The following is a 20,392-nucleotide window of genomic DNA, read 5'->3' on the forward strand; positions in this document are numbered from 1 at the left end:
AATTATACCCTATGGACGCCTCCCCCATCCAAAGTGAAATCCTTCAGGCTCCCGAACCTGGTGGTCTTAGCAAGCATCAAGCCCAAATCCGGCGAACGATCGCGACCGGGGCGATGCTCAGTTCCCCGTACTTGATCATGAACGCGCTGGCCACCGTCGTGGCTGCCTACGGTTTGCTCGCCAACAGCACGGCCGTGGTGATCGGCGCGATGATCATTGCGATGCTATTGGGGCCGATCATGGGTCTGGCCTTGGCCCTGGTGGATGGCGACACGCTTCTGCTCAAAAACGCGGTCATTGCCGAGGTCGTCGGCGTCGGAATGGTTCTGATCCTGGGTTACGTTATTGGGCATATCCACGGCGACCTTCCTATTACCGAAGAAATCCTCGCGCGCACGAAGCCGAACTTGCTCGATCTCGCTGTCGCTCTGGCTGGAGGAGCTGCGGGTGCCTATGCGACCGTCTCGCCACGCGTGAGCGTCGGCCTAGTCGGCGTGGCGATTTCCACCGCCCTCGTGCCGCCCCTCGCCGTCTGCGGAATCTGCGTCTCGCGCAGCCTGTACGACCTCGCTGCCGGTGCCTTCATCCTCTTTCTCACCAACCTCGTCGCCATCCAGGTTGCGTCATCGGTCGTGCTGTTCGCCTTCGGATACCACAAAGTCACGCATCGTGACCCCGGCGACACCGGCTTTGTCCGCCGCCTGGTAATCGATGCAGCCTTATTCCTGGGTCTGTCCGTATTCCTTTACGTGCAGTTGGGCAGTACGGTTCGGGAACAGCGATTCGAGGAAGACGTCAAGATTCAGCTTGAACGCGGCTTGGTGTCCATCCCGGGCGCATACCTCGCCGAAACCCGGTTCCGAACCATCGACAAAAAGTCGGTAGTGGTCGCGCTCGTGCGCGCGCCAAACTCGATCACGCCCGAGCAGACCAAGATTTTGCAGGACCTACTGCCAACGGTTGCTGGCCGTCCGACCGAACTCCACGTTCGATCTCAGCTCACCAAGGAAACGACGGTCGAAGGCTATCTCCATGTGATCGAACCGAAGGCAACGCCGATCGAGGACGTCCAATCCACCGCAAGCGACACGACGACTGAGATCACTCCGCTCGTGCCCGACTCCCACGTGCCCCAAACGGACACCAATGCGGCCAACGACGCGAACAACGAGCCTCCGAGCGACAGCAACAACGAGCCGCCCGCGGACGCCAATAACGCGCTCGGAACCGATTCGAACAACGCGGAAGCTGGAGACGGAGCGTCGCCGGAGTGAACCTGTCTTTCGACAACGTCGAGCTCCTACTCTTCATCGCCGCGCTGGTGGCGCTCCTTGCTAAGCGGCTACGTCTGCCATACACGGTCGGACTGGTCTTCGCCGGAAGCATTCTCGCCTCGATGGGCCTTCTTGAGGGCTACCCATTCACCAAGGACCTAATCTTCCGCGCCCTGCTTCCCCCGCTTATCTTTGAGGCCGCCTTCTTCATTCGTTGGTCCGACCTCCGAAAGAACTTTGCTCCGGTGTTGACCCTAGCCACCGTCGGCGTGATCGTGTCGGGCGGAGTCGTCGCCTCGGCGATGGCCTTGCTGGGAGGCTGGCCGTGGCCGGTTGCGTTTGTTTTCGGATCCCTCATCGCTGCGACCGACCCGGTGTCGGTCATCGCCATGTTCAAGGAACTCAAAGTCGAGGGCCGCCTGCGCCTCTTGGTCGAATCCGAAAGTCTGTTCAACGACGGCGCCGCCGCCGTAGTTTTCACCCTCGCTGTCCTAGTCGCCACTGGCACGACCCTCACCCCTAGCCTTGCCGTGAAATCTCTCCTGCAAGAGGTTGGCGGCGGAATCCTTTGCGGCGGACTCGTCGCCGGAGCATCGCTGTTCCTCGCCGGTCGAACTGACGAACACCTGATCGAACTCAGCTTCACCACCGTTTCGGCTTTCGGCTCATTTGTCTTGGCCGAGCATTTCCACTGCTCGGGCGTGTTGGCTGTCCTCGTTTCTGGCCTCATGATCGGCAATCTGGGGAGCATCGGCTCGATCACCGACGCCGGACGAGAAGCCGTCGGAGCCTTTTGGGAGTTCGCCGCCTTCGTGGCCAACTCGATCGTCTTCCTCCTGATAGGGGTGAGGGAACACGCCCTCGGTTCCGATCTCCTCGGCCATGCCGGTCTCATTGGCCTTGGCATCGGCGCGTCGCTCATCGGTCGCGCCATCTCCGTCTACGGTGTTTCTGCCCTCTTCGGAAGGTCCAAGCATCGAATCTCCGGCATGCACCAGCATGTGCTGGTGTGGGGCGGCTTGCGCGGCGCACTCTCGCTGGCGCTCGCCATCGGCCTGCCCGAAACCTTCCCCTTGCGGGAAGAAGTGGCGGCGGTTGCGTTTGGCGTCGTGGCGTTCTCCGTTGTCGTTCAGGGAATCACGATGCCGTTCCTGATCCGGCGTGTCCCGCCCGAACCCGCCGAAACCTAAGCGGCCAGATTCGCGTACCCCGGAATAGAAGCATGCGATATCAGATGCGCCAGAAGCTGTTCTCGTGGGGCGACGATTTCGTTATCCGCGACGAATACGGGCAGGACCGATTCTTCGTTGATGGACGAGTGTTTTCCATCGGGAAGCAGCTCTCGTTTCAAACCATGAACCGGCAGGAGCTAGCGTTCATCCGGCAAGAGCTGCTCAGTTGGGGCCCAAAGTACGACATCTTCCGCAACGGACAACACTTCGCAACCGTGACGAAAAAGCTCTTCACGTTCCTCCACTGCACCTTCTTCATTGACGTTCCCGGGCCGGACGATCTCGTAGCGGAAGGGAACTTCACTGACCACGAATACCGCTTCATTCGCCAAGGTCGCGTAGTCGCCGGAGTCTCGAAAAGCTGGTTCTCGTGGACCGACAGCTACGGCGTCGACATCGCTCCCGGCGAAGACGACGTGCTCATCCTCGCGTGTACTGTCGTGATCGACATGGCCTGTCACCCTGACGGCGAAGACCGCTCTCTTCTCGGCTCGATTCTGGGGTCCTAAAAGCGTCGCCAGGCGACGAACAATGCTTTTCCGCGCAGTCATACTTTTTGAGATTTGTGCGGCTCCACGAGCCCTTGAACATAAGTCATGAAGAATAACTACGCTACTCCACGGGGGGAGTCGCTGAGCGAAGCGAAGCGGTGGGGAGGAGGCAGACGACCAAACGGTGCAAATCTAGTCTCTGGAATATTGACTCCCTTACCCAGCAAATAAATATGAGATAGGGAGTTGGCACGGATGAGCTTCTCTGGGCGTAGCTGAGCGATGCCCATCCGTGTCTTAAGCAGTCAATCCAGTTGTAAGGTAACCACTAATTCCCGATCTTGCTCTTGTCCGGATTCGGCGGTCGGTGGAGAATCGGCCGCTGGTACTTAGCCAGCGCCTTATTGATCTCCTCGATCGCCTTTTCTAGCTGAGCATCTTTTCCTTGCCGCCACAGGTATGGATCGAGTTCGACGTCGAAATCAGGATCGACGCCGTGACCTTCCACGTCCCAACGATTCTCCGCCACGTTGTAGAATGCGCAGTTCGGCGAGTTGATCTCGCCCCCATCGACGGTGGGGAAGCCAAACGCCGCGACAAGGCCGCCCCAGGTGCGTTTGCCAACCAAGGGACCGATCTTCTTATGCTTGAACAGCCACGGGAACATGTCGCCGCCCGAGCCAGAGAACTGGTTGGCGAGCATGACCTTGGGGCCGTAGATCGTCGATCCTGGCGTCGGCCAGTCCTTGCCGTCTCGGGGTGTGAATGCGCCGTCCAACTCTTTCGCCATCTCATAGACCAGGTAGTCGGCGATGAGTCCACCGTGGTTGAACCGCTCGTCCACGACGATTCCGTCCTTGTCCGATTGAGCGTAGTAGTAGCGGATGAACGAGGTCCAACCGCCGCTGCCCGTATCCGGCACGTGGACGTAACCAGCCCGGCCCTTGGTCATCTTCTCAACGTATCGCCGGTTGTCTTCTTCCCAGGCTCGGCTTCGGAGCGCGAATTCGCTTGCCACCGGGACAACCGTCACCTCGCGCGATCCATCCCCGTTCGGGTTGGGCCCGATCTTGACCTTCACTTGCTTTCCGGCCTTGCCCTCCAGCATTTCGTAGATGTCGTTCGAATCCTGCAGATCCTTGCCATCGATGGCCAGCACATATTCACCCGCCTTTGCGTTGACGCCCGGCTGGGCCAGCGGCGCATATAGGCCCGGGTTCCATCGCTCGCCGTCGTAGACGCGTTTGATGCGGTACTTGCCGTCTTCAAACACAAAGTCGGCGCCCAAGAGGCCGCCGGGGGTGCCAGAAACGCCAGGAATGTCACCGCCGCGGGCCCACATATGGCCGATGGAGATTTCGCCGAGCATATCTGTGAACAGGTAGTTCAAGTCGGCTCTCGAAGCCACGTTTTCAACGAACGGAGCATAGCGCGCTCGCATCTGCTCCGCGTTGATTCCATGCAGGTTCGCCGCATAAAACAGGATCGGCTCGTTCGTCCATATCTCATTGAAGATCGATTTCCATTCAGCCTTCGGATCGATTTTCACTTTCATGTCGTCGAGGTCCAAGGTTCCTGCGCCAGGCTGCATCGGAGCTGCCGTGCTGACGATTGATGCGCCGCCGAGCCCCATGACCAGTGCTTTCGAACCGTCTGGGGTCGTTGTCATCGTTCGACCTGACCCAAATGGGGTTGCCTTGCGGTCCGCAAACGACCACTTGGTGATCGTAGAGATCGGACTTCCTGCCTGTGGATTCACATGCGGCGGCGTGGCCAAGGCAAAGAACGAACCGGCCGGTCCTGGTTCTAAGCCTTGGTACTCCATCGTCGGCATCGGGAGCGAGATGATTCGCCGCTCAATGTTGTCGAGATCGATGGTGAACTCCGGTTTGGCTGGCTTTTCATCTTTCTTATCCCCGTCGGCGGGTGGCGGGGGAGTCTTCACGACCTCCTCGTCGCTCTCAGGCTGAAGCGGGTTCGGCAGGTCGTTGCGGAGCACCACGCAGTACATCGAGCTCAGAAGCACTGGGCTGGTCATGCTTGACATGTCCAGCCAACTGGTTCCCGGACCCGCGTTCGTACTGGCAAAGAAGTACAAATGCTTGCCGTCTCGGTCGAAAATCGGGCTCTTTGCCATGCTGAGGCCGTCTGTAATCTGCGTCTTCTTGCCCGAATCGAGACTGAAAACAAACACCGCTTGCATGTGGCTATCGAGGTCTCGCGCCCAGGTGATCCACTTGGAATCGGGCGACCATCGGGCGACCAAATTCACATTCGGGTCGGTATATGTCGTCTGGTCGACGAACGTGCTCTTTCCAGATTCGACATCTAGAATCCAGAGCTTGTTGCGGTTGTCGTAATAGGCGATCTTCTTCGAATCCGGCGACCAGTACGAAGCGCCCGATCCGTAGTAATAAGCCGGCGAATCGCCGAGGTCCACGAGTTTGACCTTTTCCGTTGCCGCATCGTAGAACGCCATCTGCTGGTGGCCGCTCTCATCTGAGATGTAGGAAATCGTCTTGCCGTCCGGCGACCAGGCTGGATCTCGGCGATGAACGCCCTGCTTATCGTCAATCTGGTGGATGTCGCCCTTGCTCGCCGGAACCGTCATCACCCATCCGCGGGCGGCCAACACCGCCCGCTTGCCACTGGGCGAGATGCTTCCGCCCGTCATGTCGCCACGAAGGTCCTTAAATTGAGACCGAACCTCGGGGAAGTCGCCTCGAATGTTGATGTTCAGCCGTGTGGTCTGCTTCGTCTTCAAGTCGAAAAGGTTCAGCGAGCCGAGCTTTTCGTAGACGATCGCGCCGGGACCGGCCGAGGCGGACTTGATATCGAAGCCCTCGCCCGGAATCTCATCCGTGACGCGTTTGCTCTTGAGATCGAAACTGCTGAGGCCCACCGGGCCCTTTGGATCGGTCAGGAAGTACACCTTATCGCCAATCCACATCGGCTGGAAGTCGTTCCACCCCTTGCGCGGAATCTCATACACTTTCGAGTCCGACATTTGGCCGATCCAAATCGAGTATGCCTGGCCGCCTCGGTATCGCTTCCAGGCGTCTTGCCACTTGAAGCCCGGAACGTAGGCCAGTTGCTTGCCGTCTTCCGAGAACGACGCCATCGTCCCCATCGGGAACGGGAGCATTTGGGGCACGCCGCCGTCCTTCGAGATGGTGAAAAGCTGAGGAGCATCGGTGTTCGAAAGCATGTTCGAAGCAAAGATGATTGATTTGCCGTCCGGTGTCCAGCCTTGAACTTGCTCGCCGCCTGGATGATAGGTCAGTCGTTTGGGCACTCCGCCCTCGACCGGGACCGTGAAGACGTCGGTGTTGCCGTTGTACTGGCCCGTAAACGCGATGGTCGAGCCATCCGGCGAGAAGTATGGGTAGGTTTCGATACCTGGAGCGCTCGTAAGCCGTTTGGCGTCGCCGCCAGTTCGTGGCACCGACCACAGGTCGCCCGCAAAGCTGAACACGATGGTTGTCGCATTCATCGTCGGGTGTTGCATCAAGAGTGGGTTGGGTCCCGGGTCAAACGCCGATTGCCGACCTGCCGCCAAAAGGGCGAAGAAGGGAAGTGGAGTCATTAAAGCCTTTTTACCCGAGCCCCCTCGGATCGGTTGCGTGGTGAAATATCACTTCTTCGCTCCCTAACGAAACTTAGGAATACAACCAAGTGGTTAAATAAGAATAGGAACAATGGCCACTGATACTCTGAGCACCGTCTTTTCCGCCCTCGCCGACCCGACCCGTCGCTCGATTCTGGAGCAGTTGACCCACGGGCCGTTGGCCATGGGCGAAATCGCGAAGAAATTCTCGATCAGCGGTCCGGCGATCACGAAGCACCTGAAGGTCTTGGAGCGAGCGGGACTGATCCGTGCGGATAAGCAGGCTCAACTGCGCCCACGAACGCTGGACGCCACCAGATTGAAGGAGGCACAGGAGTATATTGAGTCGTACCGAAAGTTCTGGGACGAGAGCTTCGACCGCCTCGACCAGTTCCTCATCGAGCTTCAGGCGCAAGAAAAGAAAAACAACCCATAACCTCCTGACACATTGAACCTAAGTCTTGTGGACCAGCTCCGCTACTCCCTGGGGGGAGTCGGCAAGCGAAGCGAGCCGGTGGGGAGGAGACAGCCAACCAAAGAGTCCAAAAAGCTATTCGAAGAACCATTGAATCATTTCCGGATACATGCGAGTCAAATGAATGCCAATCAGGGTGCCACGGATAGGCGCAACCGAGTCTTTGTGAACGCCAGTTGAACAGCGCGCCTATCCGTGTAACTACGAACACTCCGTTTTTCGCCGCCTAAGGTCCGAAGGACCGTAGTTTCTAGCGAAGGCTGAGGGCCTGGTAACAGGGTCCAAAAATTCATGCGGCCTGGAGGGCCGCGGCACCTTAACAAGACAATAACCGCCGACACCATCTGGGCGTCAAAACTACATGGGAAAGGTTCTGTCGTTTGCTTGGTTATCGCTGGTTCTCGCCGCGACCTCGTTCGCTCAAGTCCGACCCGTCGTCTCCTCACTCGAATCCAAAGTTGCGCGAGCCGACGCGATTTGCGTTGGCACCATCGAGAGCCTGAGCGAAGAACGGACCGAGTTCGGACAAGGCTACACGAATTTCACCATCACCGTAAAGGTGAGCCACGTTCTAAAGGGCAACCCAGAGTCGTCGATTAGCTTCGTTGGCTATACAACGGAAACGTATGCGAACCTGAAGCAGATTCAAGCCAAGGCGGCACCAGTTTGGGTAGCCCGAATTCTGCCTTATGATCCTCAGTCCCATCCCGACCCTTCATGGGTTATTCACACCGATTGGAACGAACTGACGATGGACTACAAGGTTCTGTCGACCCAAGACGCGATCGTGAAGCGACTGAAAGAATACGTAGCCGCGAATCCCGCGCCGGTCAAAACAAAGTCCATCATGTCGTTCGTACCCATGTTCATCAGTCCGTCGAGAGGGATCGTTGACTTTATCCTCCCCGATTGTCCGGCGCTCGAATCCTTGGCCCATCGCATGATTGACGACCCAAAGACGTTTGTGCCCCCAGCCGACGAGCACGAAAAACAGCGAAAGGGACTCGCCGCCTATGATCAGTCTTGCCAAACCTTTATGCGCTTCGAGGGCCTCAACTTACTCTCAGGATTCAAGTCCGACCAAAACATAAGACTCGTCCAGAAATACCTCAGCGACTCATCCGTGGTCATCACCTATCGCACACCCGACGAAAAGGTCTTGTGGTACATGCTTCGCTCCGCATCTTACCAAATTCTCACCAAGTGGGGAGTGAAAGTAGAGGTCCCGATCGACGAAGCCCCGATCGACTCCGTCAAGTCGACAGATGGTCTTATGATATTTAATAAATTAATCATGAACATTCGATGATTGCAGGTGAAATCATGCGAATCAGGGCAAAGAGGCCCTATTCCTGTGCCAAAACGTGCCATTTTTGAACCTGGCTTGGGGTGAAATAGGGCTAGACCCATGCTCACTTCAGCGCTGATTTTCCTTGCGGCTTCTGTGTCTCGACCTCCAAAGGTTCCCCTCTATCGCGACCCGCAGGCACCTGTCGAAGCGCGAGTCAACGATCTTTTCAGTCGAATGACGCAGGAAGAGAAGATGGACATTCTGACTGGCACCGGGTTCACCACTCGCCCGATTCCTCGCCTCGGCGTCCCACCAATGGCGATGGCCGACGCCGGTCAAGGCGTTCGCGGCGGAATGCCAAGCACCGAGGGACCAGCGACCGCCTTTCCGTCTGGCGTGGCAATGGCCTCTACGTGGGACCCAGAGTTAGTTGGCCGAATCGGCAAGGCTATCGGCGAAGAAGCGCTCAACAAAGGCACTGGCGTCCAGGTCCTCCTCGGACCTGCTATCAACATCCACCGCTCGCCGCTCGGCGGACGCAACGGCGAATACTTCAGCGAAGACCCGTTCCTCGCTTCCCGAATGGCGGTCGGCTACATCGAAGGGATGCAGAGCACTGGCTGTGCCGCTTGCGCCAAGCACTACATCGCCAACAATGAGGAGGTCGATCGCGACTACGTGGACGTTCAAGTCAGCGAACGTGCGCTCCGAGAAATCTACATGCCCGCATTTGAAGCAGCGGTGAAGGAAGCCCATGTTTGGACCGTAATGTCGTCCTACAACATGATCAACGGCTACCACGCCAGTGCCAACAAATATCTCCTCACCGATGTTCTCAAGAAGGGATGGGGTTACGATGGAATGGTCATGTCCGACTGGGGTGGCGTCCACGAGACCGTACGAACCGTCAATGCAGGCAACGACCTCGAAATGCCCGGTCCTGGACTCCTACGCCAAGAGCAGATCGAAAAGGCGATGAAGCGCGGTCTCATCACCCAGGCTCAACTCGACGACAACGTCCGTCGAATTTTGCGAACCATTGTTCGCGTGGGCCTCCTCGATGGAGCGAAGACGCCTGACCACGACGTCGTCAACTCGGCAGCGCATCAGAAACTGACGTTCGAAGCCGCGACCAAAGGAATCGTGCTCCTCAAAAACGAAGGCGGCATTCTGCCCCTTCAGGCCAAGCGAATTAAGTCCATCGCCGTCATTGGTCGTCCCGCAAGTGATGTTCAGGTTGGCGCGAACGGAAGTCCGACGGTGACTCCGTTCTACAAAATTCAGCCTCTGGAAGGCATCAAGAAGTATGCCGACCCAAACACGAAGATCACCTACGTTCCAGCCTCCAACCTCGGCGAGACGATCCCGAGTTCCGCCCTCAAATCGTCCGACGGCCAGCCTGGTCTCCACGCTGAATACTTTTCGAATAAGACCCTGAGCGGAACGCCGGTCGCCACCCGAACGGACCAAACGATCTCCTTCACCTGGGACGGCTCGCCTGCAAACGGGGTAGGCAAGTCCGACTTCAGCGTCCGCTGGACCGGCAAGCTGACCGCCCCGAAGACCGGCACCTATAACTTAGTCCTGAGTTGTGACGACGGATGCCGTCTGTTCCTCGATGGCAGACTTCTTATCGACCACTGGGTAGACAGCGGGGAGACCCCGATTTCGACGAAAGTCGATTTGGTGGCGGGTGAACCACACGATCTGAAGGTCGAATACTACCAGGCAGGCGGTCTGGCGGTAGCCAAACTGAACTGGACGCCACCACAGACCGAGGCCTTCCAAGATGCCGTCGCGGCGGCCAAGCAAGCTGATGTCGCCATCGTCTGCATTGGCACTAACGGTCAAGAGGGCGAAGGCAACGATCGCCCGTCGATGGAGCTTCCTGCCAATCAAGACGAACTGATACAAGCCGTCATGAAGGCTAACAAACGTACGATCGTCGTCATGAACAACGGCACGCCGGTCGACATGTCGCAATGGGTGGACAAGGTTCCCGGACTGGTGGAAACTTGGTTCCCCGGGCAAGAGGGCGGTGCCGCCCTTGGTGCAATCCTTTTTGGCGAAGTGAACCCGTCGGGCAAACTACCAGACACCCTTGCCAAGCGTCGCGAGGACTACCCCGACTTTGGCAACTTCCCGGGAACGAAAGGGACGGTGAACTATGCCGAAGGTATCTACGTTGGCTACCGGCACTTCGACAAGGAAAAGATCGCTCCACTCTTTCCGTTCGGATTCGGCTTGAGCTATACAAGCTTTGGGTACGGCAAAGCAAGCGTCTCGGAGCCCGATGACCTCGGAAACCGAACGGTCAGCCTAAACGTGACCAATACCGGCAAGCGAGCCGGCGCCGAGGTGGTTCAACTTTACATTCACGATCTTGCCCCGAAGATCGACCGCCCGATCCAGGAACTGAAAGCATTCCAAAAAGTGATGCTGGAGCCAGGTGAAACTAAGACCGTGCACCTAACCGTACCGCCTCGGGCTTTTGCCTATTGCGACGTACCCGGCAAGCAATGGAAGGCCGACGCCGGACGCTACGAGCTTGAGATTGGCGCTTCCTCGCGCGATATTCGCCAGCGGGCAACCGTCACTTTAGGTTCAGACTTCACCGAATCGATTCCGTTCATGAGCGAGCAGACCGCCCCGAAGGCCGCTACCGAACCGGACCTGGCCAAAGGGAAGCCGGTGACGGCGTCCAGCACAGAAAATCACATCGATGTAGAAGCGAAGAACGCGGTCGATGGCAACGACCAAACGCGATGGGCCTCAGACTTTGCCGACAATCAGTGGATCGCGGTTGACCTCGGTCAACCAACCTTGATTGACCATGTGACGATCAAGTGGGAGGCCGCTTTCGCATCCGAATACGCAGTTCAGGTCAGTGACGATGGACTGGCTTGGAACGATGTCTTCTCAACAGACGCTGGGTTTGGCGGCATCGACCCCATCTCGTTCAAACCCGTCACCGCCCGCTACGTCCGCCTCTTTGCCAAGAAGCGCGGAACCAAGTACGGGGTTTCGCTCTTCAGCTTCGAGGTGTATGCTCCCAAGAAATGAAGTACACGGCCAAGATTGAGTGTGCCGATCCGGCGTCTTTCCATGTCCTCGACCCGGAAAAGGCAAAGCGGATGAACGCAAAGACGCTCTACATTCCGTCGGTAGCCGATGTGCGCGAAGCCATCAACGCCATTCCTGCCGGAAAGACGAAGACCATCGTCGAGCTAAGGAAGATTCTGGCGGTCAAGGGCAACGCCGACACTGCCTGTCCGGCGAAGGTCAACGGCTATTGGAAATGGATGGCGTTTGCCGCCGAAGAAGAAGGTGGCGAGCCTTTACCGTGGTGGCGAGTCCTGAAAGACGGCAAGTTGAGTCGTCACATGCCTGGTGGCGTTGACGCCCACCGAGCAAGACTCAAGGCCGAAGGCGTTACGCTTCCTTAAAATTCAATCCTTTCTCAGCCATTGCCGTCTTCAGCTTGCCAAGTGCGTTCGGCCCCATGCCATGCAGGGCCTTGATCTCAGGTTCAGTGAAGTTCTGAAGCTGTTCAAGCGTGGTCACTCCCACACTGTTCAAAGCCCGAACTGCCGGTTTAGCAATCTTGGGTAACTCCATCAAACGAATTTTTCGATCCACTTGGCGAAAGAATCCAGGAAGGATGCCAGATACTTCTTCGTTCCTTCATTAGTCAGGTTTCCGTTCTCATCGAAGAGGGTGTCCACCCGCCCGATGCTGACGTTCGGCTGAGGCAAGACAAACATATTGACGTTGGTAAGGGTTTGCCGAAGGTGGTTGTTCGACGAGATACCCCCCAGTGCACCCGGCGACGTACTCACTACGCCAGCCGGAACGCCATCCCACAGGTTCTGACCCGGCGGGCGGGAGCCGATATCCACCGCGTTCTTAAGGGGTGCGGGCATGGAACGGTTGTATTCCGGAGCCATAAAAATGACGGCGTCGAACTCACGTACCCGGTCCCGAAACACAGTCCACGCGACGGGCGGATCGTCTTCGAGGTCTTGGTTAAACAGCGTCAAATCGAGAATTTCGACGATTTCCAGATGGAGGCCCTGCGGAGCCATCGCAATTAGGGCATTGGCGGCCATCCGGCTGTAAGCTCCGCGTCGAAGACTGCCGATGATGACCGCCACCTTGCGAGCCGACACGTCGTCGGGCTCTATTTCAGATAGAGATGCCGGTGCATCGCTCGCGGGAAAGCTCTCCATAAGCGCCTCGTCCAATTTCGATTCCAATTCCATTTCTACCAGTCCCATGCCCATTCTACAAGACGCCGACACTTTTGAGCATCAGACCAAGAACTCTCCGGTGGTGGTCAAACGTCTTATTGAGAAATGATCGCGTCGATCGTCGCAATCGCGTTGTTTCAAGCCCCACCCGATCTCGCTAAGCTGGGCGAGCGGCTGGCCGTCTCCATCGATGTCCGCTCCGCGCCGTTTTCCGATGCGGGCAAGGACTATAAGGTTAATGGCGATCAGGCTACCGATGCCGCGATGGCGAAGTACGTCCCGCTGTTCGTGACCGAGTGGAGTCGCTACACCGCCGATGTGATGCGCAAGGCCAAGGTAACCAAGATCGTCTTCTGCGAGAAGTTGGCTCTTGGCCAACAAATACGAGCCGCGGTTCCGGCCTACGGCCTCGACGCGATGTACTACGATCCGGCCCTGGGCGCCTACTCCCCGAGTTATCAGAAATCGGTCATTCACCACGAATTCTTTCACATGATGGATTACCAAATGGGGAGGTCCGAGGTGGACCGAGAATGGGTCGCAATGAACCCACCCGAATTTCAATACGGTTCTGGTGGAGCGAAAATGCGAACTAGTGGTGTGGGCAATCTAACCAAGGAGATTCCTGGATTCATCACGATGTATGGCACCTCCGCTATGGAAGAAGACAAGGCGGAGCTTTATGCACATCTCATCGTCGATCCCAAATTTGTCCTGGATCAGGCAAAGACCGACGCTGTCCTCGCCTCCAAGATCGCTTTGCTCAAGAAGAGACTTTTTGCCTTTGACAGTTTGTTCGGCCAGAAGTTCTGGCCGAACAGCTAATGGTGATTTTCGACCATCTCGAGGTTGCTGATTCCGATGATGCCACCACCGTGAGGGATCGGCATTCGGACGATGCTGATGGTGGCATGGGTAGCGCTCTTCGAACTCCACTTCATGCTGACTTCCTGGTAGCAAAGTTGACCAGCCGCTTGGGCATCGCTTCGCTCTCCGTTCACGCGAATCTCGTAGGTCGGCACCCATTCCACTCCTGGCGTCAGACTGATGCCCTGGAAGCTCAGCCGATACTGGGTGTTCGGCTTGCATTCGACGGTCGTCGTGAGGATCACCATCGAGTCGGTACCGCCCGCATTGGCAAATAGGGCCTGTTCGTTGCCGGTGGCGCTTTTAGCCGCCGAGAAGGGTGATGCTTGAATCAGACGGTGAAGTTGAGGTGAATTGAAGGCCGGTGCGACCGTGTAGAACATCCCCCACAGGCAGTTGTCGGCCGGAGGCGTGTAAGGCAGAACCGGCGAGGTAAAGCCCTGGTTTCCGAACGCGAAGTCGCCGTTAAATATGAGATTCTTTGAACGGGGATCAGGAAGGTCGCGAATTGGCTGAGGATTGTCGTCGTTATATTTCTGGAGCACGGTTCGGTAATTCTCAGCAATATCGAACGTCCGCTTGATATCAGGATCATCGAGGCTCGGGTACCGCTTTCTGGCTTCCGAAGTCGACCAATCAAGAGCGCTCAGCGCCTGCCCGTACTGCTTGTATTGGCAGGCCGAGGCCATATCGTGGATGGACTGGGCTAACTCGGCAATCGTGTAATTCTTGGCGACCGAGTCGTCTTTGAAGGCGTCGCCTCCCTCGGACGGCAAGATCTTCACCGTTGTTTCTTGCGTTGTCGTGACGGTCTTCTTCGCTTCTAAATCGTAGTAGCTTAGCTTGACCTTGACTGGGACTTCCTGTAACCCGGGTGCTCGTCGAGATGTGAACCCTAACATGACGACTTCGGTTGCGCCGTTGTTGAGGTTGGCCACGTTGACGGTGAGTTGACTTCCGTTGCGCTTGGGCTGGTAGCCGTAAATCTTGGCAAGTTTGAGCCCATTTCCGTAGGTGATTTCAACGCTTGGGTCGGTAGCGACCGGCGAAACAAGACTCTGCATTTCATCCTGAAAGACCTTTCGAACATCCTCGGTATCGGCGACAAAGTGGAAGAGTCCTCGTCCCTGGTGAGAGAGACTTTGCAGGAGGCTGCGATTGATGTCTTCGCCAACTCCGATGGTGGATAGGTCGACGCCACGGTCGTTGTAACCGAGCGATTCGGCGGCCATTTCGTCGGGCGAGGTGATTCCCCGGTTGGCGATGCCGTCGGTGAGGAGAATGACTCGATTGGTGGAATCCTTGCAGTAGTTCTTTAGCACTTCCTCGTAGCCGAGTTTCATTCCGGCTTCGAGGTTTGTGGAGCTTCCGGTTTGGATCGAGTCGATGACCCGCTCAACGTCTTGAGGGTTAGAAACCTTCTGCGCAGGCATGAGGACCGAGGCATTGTCGTCGAAGACCACGATAGAGAGCGTATCGACCGGGCGAAGCTGCGAAACAAAGGTCCTCATCGCGTCCTTCACGCGCGTCATCTTGTTGGCGCTGGACATCGATCCGCTTTTGTCGATGACAACCGACAGATTAAGCGGTCGAAGGTTCTTGCGATCATGAACCAGAGCCGTGCTGAGACCCACCTGCAAGACCGCGGTTTGATCGGATGACACGACATCATTGCCCCACCGAACGTCCAGTCCAACCGCCTGGTTGGCTTTGGGACGGGCAATCTCGTGCCGATGGTAGTTGATGAAATCTTCGACGATGACGTCGCCGGGCGCAGGAATGACTCCTAGTGAACCGAGGTAACGGGTTCGCGCCGCTCCCGCATTGGATACACCTTCCTGGGCAAAGACGGCCTGCGCAGATAAGGTGGCAAGGACGACGAAAAATGTGGCGAATCGGTGTCTGAACCCCATAAAATTCCCTCCGACAACGATAAGACGTGGCGCTTTTGGCCGCGTTACTTCGAAATCAAAACTAAGTAAGCTGTCGGAATGGCCGATCCAGCTAGCCGGTGCGCTTGTGCGCTCGGTGCCACTTGCCGCCCTCCGGAGCCTAGCCGATGATCGTGCTGTTGGCTGTCCTCATCGCGGTGCTGGTGACGCTGGTATTTGCCTTCAGTAACTTTTCCCGAAGCGACTTTTGGACGGCTACGGTTACGCCGCTGGCATCGATCATCGGAAGCGGATTTCTGGTGTGTGCCCCCTTACTCGCCAAAGAGTTTGGCGCGTTCGCCGCTCCGGCGATGGGCGTTCTCCTCGTCATCGCCTATCTGGTTGGTGCCGTCATTCGCTTCAATATCCATCATGTCGAGCCCTGCCTGGAAGATGGTGCGAAGCATGGGCCGGTCGTGGTGCTCGCCCGGATCTCTCAGGGCGTGCTGTCACTGGCCTATGCGGTTTCGGTCGCGTACTACCTCAAGTTGTTAGCGGCGTTTGTACTTCGGGGTGCCGAGAACGAGAGTGTCATTCGTTCGAACATGCTCGTGACGGCGATCATTCTCGTCTGTGTGGCGCTTTCGTTCTCTGGCGGACTGCGGCGAGTGGAGCACCTGGCTCATGCCACGGTGTCCATCAAGTTGGGCGTCATTGCTGGTCTGCTGGCGGCGTTGGCCGTGCACTGGGTCGTGAACATCGGTCGGCCATTTACCGTGCCACCCGGAGTGGTGAGTCCGCGAAACATCTTCATCTTGCTGGGCTTGCTGATCACGGTTCAGGGATTCGAGACCTCCCGGTATTTGGGAGAGGCATATGACCGGGAGACGCGGGTGCGAACAATGCTGTTGGCCCAATGGATTTCGGCAGGCATCTACGCCGTTTTCCTCATTCTTTTGACTCCATATCTGACCGAAGCATCGATGACGCAGGGCGTGGCGGGCATCCTCGACATTATGAAGTCGATCGCCCCATTCTTCGGCGGGATGGTGCTTCTCGGAGCGGTGATGAGCCAGCTTAGTGCGTCGGTTGCCGATTCGATCGGAGCGGCAGGGATTGCGGTGGAGGCGTCCAAGCGAAAGCTTACGATCCCATCGGGGTACGCCATCGGTGCGGCTCTCTCGATTGCAGTGGTGTGGTTGACCGACCCCTTTCAGGTCATCGCTCTTGCATCGCGCGCGTTTGCCCTCTACTATGCCTTCCAATGCGTATTGGCGATTATGGTCGCGAGGCGAACGAAGTCGGCCAGTCTGGCGCGGCAAGTGGGCTTTGCGCTGATTGGTCTGATCTGCTTGGTGGCTGTGATCGCTGGTTCACCGGCTGAGTAATCGGTACGATTCGTCGGCGGTTTGGACAATCTGCCTCGGCTTGAAGATGCCGCTTAAGAATCGAAGGCTCTCGTCCGTGCGGCTTGGGTCGCACGACTCGCGCGTGAATGACACGATGTCTTCGACGGCGCGAACATGTCGATAGTAAGCGAGGGCAAGCGGATCTATCTGGCATTGTCCGTATCCTTCGAAGAACCATCCTTCCACCTCAGGCTCGTGGCCGGTAATTCCGGGACCGCAGAAAAACATCAGATCGCACTCTTTTGGAGCCAACTTTGGCGCGTCCCAGTCGACGAGAAGGGGAGGTCCGTCTTCGCGAACGAGAATGTTTCCGACGTGAATATCCGCATGACAGGGCACAAGGTGCCATTCCTTCGCCCGGCACCGCGCACCCAACTCGACTACTCGCTGAAGGCACGTTTCGACGGCCTCGGAGTAAAGACAAAGGATCTCTTGAGCAGGAGTTTGGATTGCGGTTGCCCGGAATTCATCGATGCCCTCGACGGTAAACGTTTCATTTGGAACCTCTTGGGCTTCTTTGAATTCGTGAACTCGCCGAAGCGTCCGTCCAACCGACCGCCAATGCTCTGGCTCTAACCGCAGCTCAAAACCATTCTTGCCCTCGACGTACGGATAGATGAGCAGAGCACCGTCAGACACGGTAACCCAAGGCTCCCCTGTGACGGATTTTAGCGGTGAGAGCACTTCTGGTATGTCGAGGTCAGCGACCAAGCGAAGACCAGGAGGAAGGTTTTTGCGCCATTTGACGAAGAAGTCTCCGTTCGCCGAAGATCCTCGGAAGGCGACTGCCTGCGCGTCCAAGCCACCTTCAACGGGTTCTAGACGGGTTAGTTCAATGCCAAAGCCACTGCAAACAGCCCCAATGATTTCCCGAGTGTCTGGCGATGCCACCCCGTCAGATTACTTCAGGTCGATGCTAACGCTTCATCCAACCTCCGTATGCTGCTCCGACGAACAGTCCGAGTCCGGTGAATTCGCGGTCACCATAGCTCGGTAGAATGGCCCAACATGCTCGGTCGTTCGACACTTTCATCCTTGCCGCGTCTGCGGTCTTACCGCTCAATGCGCGCGAGCTCATACGAGACCACCGGCGGCAACCGGGACTGGTGGGTCATCCCTTCCGGCGTCGAGACGACGGTCATGGAGTCGGCCCGACCCGGGTGCATCAAACACATTTGGATGACGGTGGGGGAGGACGACGAATACTGCCGCAAAGCCGTGATCCGTATGTATTGGGACGACCAGTCCCACCCCGCCGTCGAGGTTCCATTAGGCGATTTCTTTGGAATCGGACACGGCATCTTCAAGAATTTCGTCAGTGCGCCCCTCCAGATGAGCCCGGAAGACGGGCGTGGGATGAACTGCTGGTGGGCGATGCCGTTCGACAAGGCGCGGGTGACCATCGAATATCAAGGCGAGAAGCCCAAGATTCATTTGTATTTCTATATCGACTACGAAGAGTATGCCCAGCCCCAAGAGCCCGAAGTCGCCCGCTTCTGCGCCTTTTGGAACCGAGAAAACCCGACCGAAGGGTGGCTCAAAGAGAACCTCAATCCTGAGAACTATCTGCGAATTTGGGACGAACATCCTAACCTATCGGACCGAGACAACTATCTGATCTTGGAAGCAGAGGGGAGCGGTATCTTCGTTGGTTGCCATCTCAACATCGACTGCCGAGTACGACTAGGGAACGATTGGTACGGAGAGGGCGACGACATGTTTGTAATTGACGGCGAGCCATGGCCGCCGCGACTGCATGGCACCGGCACAGAAGACTATTTCAACACCGCATTCGGTCCGGCACAGGAGTGTTGCGCGCCCTACCACGGTATCCACCTCAATTCGGGTGACCCAGAATGGCGATGGAGAGGGAAGAACTCGATGTACCGCTACCACATCGAAGACCCGATCCGATTTGAAAAGTCGATTCGCGTCTCGATCGAGCACGGAGAGGCGAACGCGCTCTCCCATGACTTCTCGTCGACGGCTTACTGGTACCAGATTCTGCCGAGCCGCCCCTTGCCCCCGCTTCTTGACGTCCAGGATCGAATGCCGCTGCCCGACGTCGAACGGGAATAAAGTCGTCCTTGGGTGCGCCGAAAGGCGCTCTCAAACCGTCCCAACCGACATCAGATGAAAGATTCTAGCTCTCCACATCTCATCCGACAGATCGGATTGGGAAGCGGCATCGCGGTTGTGGTCGGCAGTACCATCGGTTCGGGAATCTTTCGAAGTCCGTCGGACATCGCCGGCAATTTGCCCGGTCCGGTTCCGATGCTCCTCGCCTGGCTTGTCGGCGGCCTACTTGTGCTATGCGGGGCCCTGACGCTGGCGGAGGTTGGCGGCGCTTACCCCTATTCTGGCGGCCTGTACGTGTACATACGGGAAGCCTTTGGCCGGGTGGTGGCGTTCGTCTTTGGCTGGACGCAACTGGTGCTTCTGCGTCCAGCCAGCATCGGAGCGGTGGCGGTGGTGTTCGGCAATTACGCATTGCGGCTGTTTGGAATCACCGATTCTGACCCGCGTTTCGTAACGTGGTCAGCCGGGCTCGCCATCGTCGCGGTCGTGGTCGTGACGATCGCGAACGTCATCGGGGTTAAGTTCGGGACGGGGATTCAGGACCTTACGACGATCGCCAAAACGGCGGGATTGCTGGTGCTGATCCTCATCGCGTTTGGGGTGGGCATGTCTCACCACGAGGCGCACTTTACGCCCGCGATGCCGGAGGGCAGTTTCTCGGTTTCGCTGTTTGGACTTGCGCTGGTCTCGACGTTGTGGGCTTACGATGGTTGGGCGGACGGCTCGTACGTGGGCGGCGAAATGGTCGATGCCAGGAAGAACCTTCCGAGGGCGATTCTCTTTGGAACGCTGATCATTATCGGCGTCTATATCCTCGCCAACCTCGCCTATCTTTGCGTGTTTTCGGTTCAGGACATTTCGAAGAGTTCAGGTATTGCGGCCGACGCCATGCAGAAGCTGGTCGGCCCGTGGGGCGTCGCGTTCATTTCGGCAACCGTCATGATCTCGACCTTCGGCACGTTAAACGGGTCGGTTCTTACTAGTCCGCGCATTTTCTTTGCCATGTCTGAAGACCGGCTGTTCTTTCCCAAGATTGCCGCCGTCCACCCGACCTATAAAACGCCTTACGTCTCCGTCATTCTCTGTGGGGCGCTCGGTGTTCTGTACATCGTCCTTGCGACGATGATGAGCGGATCGAAGGCGTTTGGCGCTCTGACGGACGCGTTTGTGATCGGCATTGTCCCGTTCTACGCCCTGTCCGTAGCGTCGGTCTTTGTGTTTCGGCGACGCGAGATCAAGCGGAAAGCCGCTATGGACGAGACCGATGATTCGCTCGTCGATCCGGTCGAACCCGGGCATTTAGAGACGCATCCTCACGCCTATAGTCCCGAGGTCCATGTTCCGCTCTATCCGATCGTGCCTGCGTTGTTCATCGCTTCGGCGGTCTACCTGCTGGTGAACTCGCTACTCGACGCGAATTCGCGCATGCCAACTGTCATCACCCTGGGTCTCGTCTTGGCTGGGATTCCGCTTTACTACGGGACTATCGCTCGACGTAAAGCTTAGCCACTGGCATTCCTCGCCAAATCCTGATTAAATACCCGTC

General features: G+C 57.3%; 16 protein-coding genes. 11 read left to right on the top strand and 5 right to left on the bottom strand.

Features of this window, described 5'->3' with window-relative positions:
• The first annotated feature begins 11 nt into the window (after window positions 1-11).
• Genes GC165_12330 through GC165_12340 form a run of 3 tightly spaced genes read left to right on the top strand, consistent with a single transcriptional unit; the run spans window position 12 to window position 3,015 of the window.
• On the top strand, window positions 12-1,274 hold the full coding sequence (locus GC165_12330) for a TIGR00341 family protein (protein ID MBI1333653.1): 1,263 nt from the start codon (window positions 12-14) through the stop codon (window positions 1,272-1,274).
• Window positions 1,271-2,464 (top strand): sodium:proton antiporter, encoded by a 1,194-nt coding sequence (locus GC165_12335; GenBank protein ID MBI1333654.1) that lies wholly within the window; start codon window positions 1,271-1,273, stop codon window positions 2,462-2,464. Before GC165_12330 ends, GC165_12335 begins: the two co-directional genes overlap by 4 nt.
• A 32-nt stretch (window positions 2,465-2,496) precedes the next feature.
• Window positions 2,497-3,015 (top strand): hypothetical protein, encoded by a 519-nt coding sequence (locus tag GC165_12340; protein ID MBI1333655.1) that lies wholly within the window; start codon window positions 2,497-2,499, stop codon window positions 3,013-3,015.
• Window positions 3,016-3,325: 310 nt separating this feature from the next.
• On the opposite strand, the gene GC165_12345 is transcribed toward GC165_12340, so the two are convergent.
• Entirely contained in the window at window positions 3,326-6,583 is a 3,258-nt protein-coding gene (locus GC165_12345; GenBank protein MBI1333656.1) for a protease, read from the bottom strand.
• Window positions 6,584-6,695: 112 nt separating this feature from the next.
• Between GC165_12345 and GC165_12350 the strand changes: the two genes are divergently transcribed.
• The 4 genes from GC165_12350 to GC165_12365 all read left to right on the top strand — a co-directional run bounded on the left by GC165_12350 (window position 6,696) and on the right by GC165_12365 (window position 11,816).
• Window positions 6,696-7,040, top strand: coding sequence for a metalloregulator ArsR/SmtB family transcription factor (locus GC165_12350; GenBank protein MBI1333657.1), 345 nt, complete (start codon window positions 6,696-6,698; stop codon window positions 7,038-7,040).
• A gap of 400 nt (window positions 7,041-7,440) precedes the next feature.
• The gene (locus tag GC165_12355; GenBank protein ID MBI1333658.1) at window positions 7,441-8,388 is read left to right on the top strand and encodes a hypothetical protein; all 948 of its coding nucleotides are present in this window, start codon (window positions 7,441-7,443) and stop codon (window positions 8,386-8,388) included.
• A 99-nt stretch (window positions 8,389-8,487) separates the two neighbouring features.
• A complete protein-coding gene (locus GC165_12360; protein MBI1333659.1) occupies window positions 8,488-11,433 on the top strand; it encodes a beta-glucosidase in 2,946 nt (981 codons plus the stop codon).
• On the top strand, window positions 11,430-11,816 hold the full coding sequence (locus GC165_12365; protein ID MBI1333660.1) for a hypothetical protein: 387 nt from the start codon (window positions 11,430-11,432) through the stop codon (window positions 11,814-11,816). Before GC165_12360 ends, GC165_12365 begins: the two co-directional genes overlap by 4 nt.
• Here GC165_12365 and GC165_12370 read toward each other — a convergent pair.
• Both GC165_12370 and GC165_12375 read right to left on the bottom strand, forming a co-directional pair.
• Window positions 11,803-11,988 (bottom strand): DNA-binding protein, encoded by a 186-nt coding sequence (locus GC165_12370; GenBank protein ID MBI1333661.1) that lies wholly within the window; start codon window positions 11,986-11,988, stop codon window positions 11,803-11,805. The genes GC165_12365 and GC165_12370 overlap by 14 nt on opposite strands.
• Entirely contained in the window at window positions 11,988-12,599 is a 612-nt protein-coding gene (locus tag GC165_12375; GenBank protein ID MBI1333662.1) for an ACP phosphodiesterase, read from the bottom strand. Before GC165_12375 ends, GC165_12370 begins: the two co-directional genes overlap by 1 nt.
• 126 nt (window positions 12,600-12,725) lie before the next feature.
• Between GC165_12375 and GC165_12380 the strand changes: the two genes are divergently transcribed.
• Complete coding sequence (locus GC165_12380) at window positions 12,726-13,445, top strand: hypothetical protein (protein MBI1333663.1); 720 nt, start codon at window positions 12,726-12,728, stop codon at window positions 13,443-13,445.
• Here the strand turns inward: GC165_12380 and GC165_12385 are convergent.
• Entirely contained in the window at window positions 13,442-15,400 is a 1,959-nt protein-coding gene (locus GC165_12385) for a VWA domain-containing protein (protein MBI1333664.1), read from the bottom strand. The two genes, GC165_12380 and GC165_12385, sit on opposite strands and share 4 nt — an antisense overlap.
• A 146-nt stretch (window positions 15,401-15,546) precedes the next feature.
• Between GC165_12385 and GC165_12390 the strand changes: the two genes are divergently transcribed.
• Window positions 15,547-16,746: a hypothetical protein gene (locus GC165_12390; protein MBI1333665.1), complete on the top strand. Its 1,200-nt coding sequence runs from the start codon at window positions 15,547-15,549 to the stop codon at window positions 16,744-16,746.
• On the opposite strand, the gene GC165_12395 is transcribed toward GC165_12390, so the two are convergent.
• The gene (locus GC165_12395) at window positions 16,732-17,658 is read right to left on the bottom strand and encodes a phosphotransferase (GenBank protein MBI1333666.1); all 927 of its coding nucleotides are present in this window, start codon (window positions 17,656-17,658) and stop codon (window positions 16,732-16,734) included. The genes GC165_12390 and GC165_12395 overlap by 15 nt on opposite strands.
• 117 nt (window positions 17,659-17,775) lie before the next feature.
• On the opposite strand from GC165_12395, the gene GC165_12400 reads away from it, so the two are divergent.
• Together GC165_12400 and GC165_12405 are read left to right on the top strand one after the other, a co-directional pair.
• The gene (locus GC165_12400) at window positions 17,776-18,846 is read left to right on the top strand and encodes a DUF2961 domain-containing protein (GenBank protein MBI1333667.1); all 1,071 of its coding nucleotides are present in this window, start codon (window positions 17,776-17,778) and stop codon (window positions 18,844-18,846) included.
• 12 nt (window positions 18,847-18,858) lie between these two features.
• A complete protein-coding gene (locus GC165_12405; GenBank protein MBI1333668.1) occupies window positions 18,859-20,352 on the top strand; it encodes an amino acid permease in 1,494 nt (497 codons plus the stop codon).
• Window positions 20,353-20,392 lie beyond the last annotated feature (40 nt).

The organism is Armatimonadota bacterium (assembly GCA_016125185.1).
Taxonomy (GTDB): domain Bacteria; phylum Armatimonadota; class Fimbriimonadia; order Fimbriimonadales; family Fimbriimonadaceae; genus Fimbriimonas.

Excerpts from the sequence above, each read along its gene's own strand:
- GC165_12370 (MBI1333661.1), bottom strand. The coding sequence starts at position 11,988 with ATGGAGTTACCCAAGATTGCTAAACCGGCAGTTCGGGCTTTGAACAGT.
- GC165_12365 (MBI1333660.1), top strand. The coding sequence starts at position 11,430 with ATGAAGTACACGGCCAAGATTGAGTGTGCCGATCCGGCGTCTTTCCAT.
- GC165_12360 (MBI1333659.1), top strand. The coding sequence starts at position 8,488 with ATGCTCACTTCAGCGCTGATTTTCCTTGCGGCTTCTGTGTCTCGACCT.
- GC165_12375 (MBI1333662.1), bottom strand. The coding sequence starts at position 12,599 with ATGGAGAGCTTTCCCGCGAGCGATGCACCGGCATCTCTATCTGAAATA.
- GC165_12355 (MBI1333658.1), top strand. The coding sequence starts at position 7,441 with ATGGGAAAGGTTCTGTCGTTTGCTTGGTTATCGCTGGTTCTCGCCGCG.
- GC165_12330 (MBI1333653.1), top strand. The coding sequence starts at position 12 with ATGGACGCCTCCCCCATCCAAAGTGAAATCCTTCAGGCTCCCGAACCT.
- GC165_12340 (MBI1333655.1), top strand. The coding sequence starts at position 2,497 with ATGCGATATCAGATGCGCCAGAAGCTGTTCTCGTGGGGCGACGATTTC.
- GC165_12400 (MBI1333667.1), top strand. The coding sequence starts at position 17,776 with ATGCTCGGTCGTTCGACACTTTCATCCTTGCCGCGTCTGCGGTCTTAC.
- GC165_12385 (MBI1333664.1), bottom strand. The coding sequence starts at position 15,400 with ATGGGGTTCAGACACCGATTCGCCACATTTTTCGTCGTCCTTGCCACC.
- GC165_12345 (MBI1333656.1), bottom strand. The coding sequence starts at position 6,583 with ATGACTCCACTTCCCTTCTTCGCCCTTTTGGCGGCAGGTCGGCAATCG.
- GC165_12380 (MBI1333663.1), top strand. The coding sequence starts at position 12,726 with ATGATCGCGTCGATCGTCGCAATCGCGTTGTTTCAAGCCCCACCCGAT.
- GC165_12350 (MBI1333657.1), top strand. The coding sequence starts at position 6,696 with ATGGCCACTGATACTCTGAGCACCGTCTTTTCCGCCCTCGCCGACCCG.
- GC165_12390 (MBI1333665.1), top strand. The coding sequence starts at position 15,547 with ATGATCGTGCTGTTGGCTGTCCTCATCGCGGTGCTGGTGACGCTGGTA.